The sequence below is a fragment of the Actinomadura rudentiformis genome, assembly GCF_008923185.1.
GTDB lineage: Bacteria > Actinomycetota > Actinomycetes > Streptosporangiales > Streptosporangiaceae > Spirillospora > Spirillospora rudentiformis.
In genome coordinates, this window is record NZ_WBMT01000028.1 from 162,520 (window position 1) to 169,513 (window position 6,994).

A 6,994-nucleotide genomic window follows, 5' to 3' on the forward strand; every position below is an offset into this window, starting at 1 on the left:
AAAGTTCTGAGCGCCTGGGGCTTGTCCATTCAAGGTCGCACGACTTCTCTTCATCAAGGAGCGGACGGCCGTAGCCGCTCTGCGTCGTCAGCAATGTGGAATGTGAAGGTTTCGGATCTGTTCTGCTGTGCCAGCCCTTGTTGATTGCTTGAACAATCCAGATTCGCGGGCTTTGTCGAAGAAGCTGCTCTCCGGACTGTCTGGGGTTCCGACGAGGAGTGCTCTGTCCAGCAAGGTGTTGAAGTGTTCACAGGAAGTTTCGGGTAGCAGAATGCAGGCGTGGCGGGCGGCGCGGTTCAGATTGCCGGGGCCGGAGGGCGGGACTCGATGCACAACGGATCTGCCGAGCACCAGGACACGCGGTCAAGGGCACGACGGATCGAGCCGCTGAAGTCGCCGTATTCGGTCTGGGCGACGATGCCTCCGAGACTTCCCGTGGAGTCGCTCGTTGCGGTGTAGATCAGGATGCCGGTCATGGTGTCGGACACGTAGAGGCGTTCCCGGAGGCTTGCGGCCGGATAGCAGCAGTCCAAGGCCCATTCGTTGATGATCCCGTTTGCAGGGGTGTGCATCATCATGAGGCGGGGCGTGATGGCTCGGTCGGGGGCTGTTCCTTGCTGGAGGAACTGCTTTGCGTACGAGGAGTTGATCTTTGCGACTCGCTCGACGACGGCGGGGCGGTTCTCCCAATCGGCCAGTCGCTCCTCGTCGAGCCGGAGGAACGCACCTTCCCCGATGACCTCAATGGCCGGGAGCCAGCCTGGGGAGCTGCCTGGGGCATGGAGGCTGGGGGAACGGGATGTCGACGCAGGACTTGGGCATGCAGACGGGTGAAGCCCTTCAGGACACGAACTTCGCGGAGTCGTTTGACCTTCATCACCTGCGTGATGGCCAGGGAGTCGTCGATCTTTTCTTCGTGAGCGGGCACGCAGACGAAGTCTTGCTCTGCTGAGGTCTCTTCCGTCGTGCCCTTGAGCGCCTTCCGCAGCCGAACACCGAGCGCCTCACGGGCGGCCTTCAGGTCATCAGCCATCTGCCAGTCAGGCCGGTGATCCCGGTGCGGTACCGCGACCGTCCACCTGGCCTCGAACGAATCCTGGCACTGCCTGACCAGTGCCTGATCGTCGTCCCATTGCTGCCCCGCCGGATTGGCGTCGCCGTCGTGGAGGTTGAACATGACGGCCTTGCCGTCCAGCACGAACATGTCGCTCCCCGGCAACAACAGCGTGGAGGCCAGGCGGCAAGGCAGCCACCCGATGTCTTCACCCGCCTCCACCAGGTACGAGGCGAACTCATAAGTCCCATGCATGTAGGCCGATGCCGGTTTGGAGATCGTCTTGACGCGGCGCTGCTCGATGCCCGCCTTGATTCATGCGGCGGTCTCCGCGACCGCCACAGATCGCACCCGCTCGGTCTCGTCCGGCACCTGGTCGATGTCGACGCCGTACCGGTCGAGCAGTTCCAGTTCCTGAAGCTCGCGTCACGGCAGTGATGAGCTGGCTTCGGCGCTCAGCCGAGATCGACTTCATACTTCTCCTTGGCGTTAGGCGCGGACGAACATGTCCACGAGGTCGTCACCCACTTCCACTCTCGTTCCCACGGTTGAGGTGCCGCTTGATGCGGGTTCAGCTGGTGACGGGCAACGCGCGCGCTCGCTGGCGCGCCTCAGCGCCAAGCGCCGTGAGTCGAGTGTGGAAGGCGTTGTGCCGGTTCTGATCCAAGATTCAGCGGTAGGTTGAGCTCTGCCAACGGCCCCGACTCGACCATCCACGGCTCGGGCGCTCGATCCAGCAGACCTGGGCGTGTTCATGCATCCGCTCCGTAAGAGCAGCTGCCTCTTGCTCATGTTCAATGAATACACTCAGTGAGTATTCCGTTACTCGACTGGAATCTCGAACGTCTGTTCGCGATGATTGTGGCAGTAGGGCATCAGCTGGCTAAGGGGCTTCAATGCCCTCTGAGGGTGCGGCTGGGCGCGGGGTGCGTCAATGGGGCCGGAGGAGTTGGAGCATGAGAGCATCGTCGGATGCATGACGCCGTGGTCAATGAGTCTGCCCCTCGGGTGGCGGGCTTGTTTGCTGGCATCGGTGGCCTTGAGCTGGGGCTTCGGAGGGGTATGGGCGCGCACGCGGCCATGCTTTGCGAGTGGTGGGAGCCGGCGCAAGCCGTGTTGCAAGACCGGTTTCCGGGAGTGCCGCTGCACGATGACGTGCAGACTCTCCAGTCGCTCCCGGATGTCGAAGTGGTGACCGCAGGCTTTCCTTGTACTGACCTCTCCCAGGCAGGTAGAACGGCTGGGATCGAGGGTGCCGCGTCAGGCATGGTGAGACATCTGTTCGAGCTACTTGCGGACTCTGGCCCCACTTGGGTGGTGATCGAGAATGTCCGCAATATGCTCGCCCTAGATGGCGGCCGAGCTATGGAGTACTTGGTCTCTGAGTTCGAGCGACTTCAGTTCCGGTGGGCCTACCGCTTGGTCGACTCCCGCTTCACCGGTGTCCCGCAGCGTAGGCAGCGAGTGATCATGCTTGCGTCAAGGACGCATGACCCGCGTTCTGTTCTCTTCTCCGACGACGTGGCCGAACCCTCCGGGGAGCGGTACCGGGACGACGCTCACGGCTTCTACTGGACAGAGGGGCGCCGGGGTCTGGGGTGGGCCAAAGATGCCTTGCCGACCCTCAAGGGCGGATCTGGGTTGGGCATTCCCTCTCCCCCCGCGTTGTGGGTCCGCGATGCCGAGCCAGGTCGAGCAATCGTCACACCTTCCCTTACCGACGCCGAGGACCTGCAGGGGTTTCCACGGGGGTGGACGGAAGCCGCCCAGGGATTCGGCAGGTCCGGGAGTGCGAGGTGGAAGCTTGTTGGTAATGCCGTGACGGTCGGAGTCGCTGAGTGGCTTGGCCGCCGGCTGGGTCTCCCCCCGGGCACATGGGACGATGGCGGCAGCCTGATCCTGCCTCGGGGAACGCGCTGGCCAGCAGCAGCATGGGGGGACAAGAACGAACGCTGGGAATATCCCGCCAGCATGTGGCCTGAGGTGCAGCCCTACAGGCATCTGCTGGATGTTGTGGATCAGTCTACGATGACGCCTCTAAGCCTTCGCGCAACGAGCGGCTTCTATGGGCGCCTCCAGGCGAGCAGTCTGCGCTACGACGAGAACTTCGCGCTGGCGGTCAAGCAGCATGCAGAGTTCATGGAAGGCAACGTCGCATGACTTGCCCTGCTCGACGGACCCGCCGAGTCTCTCGAAGGAGCTGCGTAGATCGTTTTGGGAAGCTATCCTCGCGAAGGTGGATGCAACCGGCTTTCTGGATGAAATCAACCGTGCTCTTGCGGGGGTACAGCACGATCAGCCTATCGCGGGCAAATATCGCTCCTTTATAGGGGTGATCGCTCGAACCTTCGGTCTTGCCGCAGGTGAAGTGTATGTGGCTTACATCAGCAAGCCGGGCAACCTCACTGTGCGGTTGGGACAGTCAGATGGTGCCAAAAGTGCGACTCTTCTTATCGGACTGGTCGAGGCGGATCAGGGAGCGCTTACGGTCGGGCCAGCGGAGAGATTCGTGCAGAGGGCTGGCCAGGCGACAATTCTTCTTCTTAGAAGGTCGGCTCCGCAGTCTGACTGGGTCCCAGCTTACGGGATCTGTCTGGTGAGGGATACTCACGAGCTCCGCATAATGGAAGACTTGCGGGCGTCTCTGCCAGATTTCCGATTGATTGAAATCGCGGACCGTGATGCCCCCTCGGTTTTGCAGCGCCGCGCGGAGCGTGATCTTTTGGAACAGATCCAGAGTGCTGGGATAGACCCTTCAGAACTTGCCCGTGCGCTTTCTGTGCGCGACGATATAGGCGAGGTAATCTCGGCGCTTACGGAAACGAGTAGTGGAATGACAGCTGCCGAAATGGCAGTTGTCGGCACTCGCCGCCGACTCGTGTCAGAACTGCAAGAATTGGCTGCGACGCCTGGGGCCACGGAAACTCAAATGCAGGAGAAGTTGGGCAATCATTACTGGCTTTTCGGTGCCCGGTACAGTAGGGTCGCTCCGCGCCGTGATCTAGCCCATCTCGATCAGCATGACATTCCCCTGGTCTGTGCCGACGGTTCGCTACAAATCGTCGAACTGAAGGGGCCGGATATCCCTAAACTTGTTGTACGGCATCGGAATCATTGGATCGTTGGCCAGCCGGTACATGAGGCAGTGAGTCAGTGTGTTAACTACCTCCGTGCCCTTGACGAGCAAGGACCTATTCTCGAAGCCCTGTATCGCAACGAGTTTGGAATTAATTACGACTTCCGTCGCGTGCGTGGGACCGTGATCATCGGTCACCAGAGTCTTGTACGTGACGGTGAAGCTGATCGGCGCCAGATTGATCAAGCGATTCGCTCTTACAATGCTCATCTTGCGCGAGTTGAAGTCTTGACATATGCCGACCTCTTGGATAACGCAGAGCGTGCTTTGAATTTCGAAACCGAGCTGGCCGAGGGGGCCCTCAGCGGTTCCTAGCTACTGAGTGCTCCGAAGCGGGATCTGCGGATGGCGCGTTACCTCCGACCGCCAGCAGCAAGGTGTAGCAGTATCCACGAGCGTTGATACTCAGCTTGGACTCGGCCATGCTGCGGCCCAGACGGCGAAACGCCAGCTATTTGCCGGCGGGTGACCGATGTTACCGGTGACGCTTCCTCAACTTGCTGGGATGCGCCGCGGGGCCTGTATCTCACACCTCGTCAAAGAACGACGTGTCAACGGAGATGTCCTCGACCTGACGTATCGTCGTTCTAACTCCAAGATCGTACTCTTTGAGTAGGTCGCACAGTCGCTGCCCATCAATCAGATCGACGGGCGGAGCGCCGTCCCTGGTGGCTTCCGCCTTGGCGTCTCCGGTGAACGTGCCAGTCGTCACCAGCAGGCCTTTCTCGCCGCGGCCAGCCATCGCGCCCCGGAAGTCGCGCACGGCGGAAGCGCCAACACTGCCGCTGTAACGCTTGCACTGGAAAAAGACCGGGAAGCTCACCAGCGACATACGGTAGACCCCAACGCCGTCGATGCCGCCGTCTCCGCTTCGACCGGTCACTGTCGTGTTGATGAACCCCGCTTCCCGTAGCAGGCGCTGTGTTAGGCGCTCGAAAGCATCGGGCGACACACGCATCAGTGCGCTGAGGAGTTCGTCGCGCCAGTGCGGCTGGTCCGCGCCGTCGTCTTCCTGCTCGACGCGAGCGAGGTCCTCCTGCTGCCGCCGCCTGCGATCCTCTCGCAGCTTGAGAACGTATTTGCGATGCAGCTTCTCAACCTGCGGGGCAGTTGCGACTCGGCCATGTTCAGTTAGCGACCACACTCCCCTCCTGCTATTGATCAGCAGACCCATGCCCTTGAGATACGTGCGGGCCCAGGCGAGGCGATATTCGATCTCAGTCTGTGGTCCATCTCCATGCAACACGGCTTGCTGTTGCTCAGAAAACCTCTCACCGTTCAGGACTTCTTCGACGATCTCTTCGATCGATCCGGATCCGCCAAGTCGGGTCACCGCCTCAAGGGTGGGCCAAAGGAGTTCGCTGTACTGCGGTATATCGATAGGGGCCACAGGGCAAGTTTGCCGGAGATGGCTGCCAACCGTAGCGAACAAGTTCGAGGTGGTGGTGGACGCTTACCCTCGCGCTGGATTTGGACCGCCTCGCCACGACAACCCGCCCTTCGACCTGCGCCATGCCCGGCACGTCCACCCTGGCTCAACGCACGTGAGTCAGGGCTAGGCCGTTGAGTGGTGACGGACGCTGCATCGTGACCAACAGCAGGACCTCGGCGGCAATCCGTGGGGACTGATCCGCCGGGGCGGCGCCTGTGGCAAGCATTAGGCCGTGTCCTACGTGGTGAGTGATCGTTGATCTTGTGTCAACTGAACATTGGAGCTGGGTCGTTCCCGAGGGCTTGTGGGAGATCGCGTGGCCGTTGCTGCCGCCGCCGACCAGGCGACCGCAGGACGGCGGTCCGGCGAACATTGATGATCAGGCGGTATTCGCGGCGATGGTGTACGTGCTGACCAGCGGCTGTGCCTGGCGGCATCTGCCGCAGTGCTTTGGGGCGTCCAAGTCCACGGTGCACCGCCGGTTTACGCTCTGGTCGCGGGCCGGGGTATGGGGCGGGCTGCATCAGGTCCTGCTGGACCGCCTGGACGACCGGGGGCTGCTGGACCTGTCGCGTGCCATCTTGGACTCGGCGCACGTGCGGGCGAAAAAGGGGGCGGGCGCACCGGCCCCAGCCCCGTCGACCGCGGCAAACCCGGCTCCAAGATGCACATCCGGTCCGATCCCGCCGGCCTGCCCATCGGCGTCGACATCTCGGCCAGCAACGTCCACAACATGCACGGCCTGAAGCCGATGGTCGCCGGATTTCAAATGAGACACGACCCCGAACGGGGCCGGTATCGGCTGGTCGGCAAACTGCACGCCGATAAGGCCTATGACCAGCCTGACCTGCGGCGTTGGCTCCGTAGCATGGGCATCACCCCGCGCATCGCTCGCATCGGCATTGAACCCAGCCACCGGCTCGGACGGCACCGTTGGGTGATCGAACGCACCATTTCCTGGCTCACCGGCTACCGCCGCCTGTCACCCCGTTACGAACGCAATCCCCGCAACTATCTGGCCTTTCTCGGCCTGGCCGCCGCCTTCACCTGCTACAACTCCTACTCAAACTCACCACGTAGGACACGGTCTAAGGACATGGTTGAGGCTTCAGGAGCTTCTAGTCCCTTGAGTGAGGACTCTAAGGGCTATCGATCTTCATAGGGAGCACATCATCGGTGAGTTCGCACCAGACGGTCTTGCCGCCGGCGGTGGGGTGGTAGTAGTTCCAGCGGCTCGACAGGACGGGGACTGTCTGAAAATCTGTGGGTGGCGTGGTGATCGCTGTTAGTTCAGGGTGATGCGGTCGCCGTAGTGCAGCGAAAGTGCGTTCAACGCGGCCTTCCATCCGCGGGTCGTGCCGGTCACGTTGGT

6 protein-coding genes and 1 pseudogene are annotated in these 6,994 nt (G+C 61.7%); 3 read left to right on the top strand and 4 right to left on the bottom strand.

Annotated features, from left to right (window positions below):
• Positions 1 to 296: 296 nt before the first annotated feature.
• On the bottom strand, positions 297 to 578 hold the full coding sequence (locus F8566_RS44065; RefSeq protein ID WP_151569386.1) for a Zn-binding domain-containing protein: 282 nt from the start codon (positions 576 to 578) through the stop codon (positions 297 to 299).
• Positions 575 to 1,369 (bottom strand): DUF6879 family protein, encoded by a 795-nt coding sequence (locus F8566_RS44070; RefSeq protein WP_404800402.1) that lies wholly within the window; start codon positions 1,367 to 1,369, stop codon positions 575 to 577. Before F8566_RS44070 ends, F8566_RS44065 begins: the two co-directional genes overlap by 4 nt.
• A 657-nt stretch (positions 1,370 to 2,026) precedes the next feature.
• Between F8566_RS44070 and F8566_RS44075 the strand changes: the two genes are divergently transcribed.
• Together F8566_RS44075 and F8566_RS44080 are read left to right on the top strand one after the other, a co-directional pair.
• The gene (locus F8566_RS44075; RefSeq protein ID WP_151569390.1) at positions 2,027 to 3,214 is read left to right on the top strand and encodes a DNA cytosine methyltransferase; all 1,188 of its coding nucleotides are present in this window, start codon (positions 2,027 to 2,029) and stop codon (positions 3,212 to 3,214) included.
• Positions 3,215 to 3,290: 76 nt separating this feature from the next.
• Positions 3,291 to 4,505, top strand: a complete 1,215-nt coding sequence (locus F8566_RS44080) for a Shedu anti-phage system protein SduA domain-containing protein (protein WP_192810182.1) — start codon at positions 3,291 to 3,293, stop codon at positions 4,503 to 4,505.
• 211 nt (positions 4,506 to 4,716) lie between these two features.
• On the opposite strand, the gene F8566_RS44085 is transcribed toward F8566_RS44080, so the two are convergent.
• On the bottom strand, positions 4,717 to 5,580 hold the full coding sequence (locus tag F8566_RS44085) for a restriction endonuclease (RefSeq protein WP_151569394.1): 864 nt from the start codon (positions 5,578 to 5,580) through the stop codon (positions 4,717 to 4,719).
• A 305-nt stretch (positions 5,581 to 5,885) separates the two neighbouring features.
• Between F8566_RS44085 and F8566_RS44090 the strand changes: the two are divergent.
• Positions 5,886 to 6,691, top strand: a pseudogene (locus F8566_RS44090) (IS5 family transposase); the annotation flags it as partial.
• Between the two features lie 70 nt (positions 6,692 to 6,761).
• On the opposite strand, the gene F8566_RS51970 reads toward F8566_RS44090, so the two are convergent.
• Positions 6,762 to 6,994, bottom strand: a 233-nt coding sequence (locus tag F8566_RS51970; RefSeq protein WP_225994069.1) for a hypothetical protein, incomplete at its 5' end; no start/stop codon positions are given.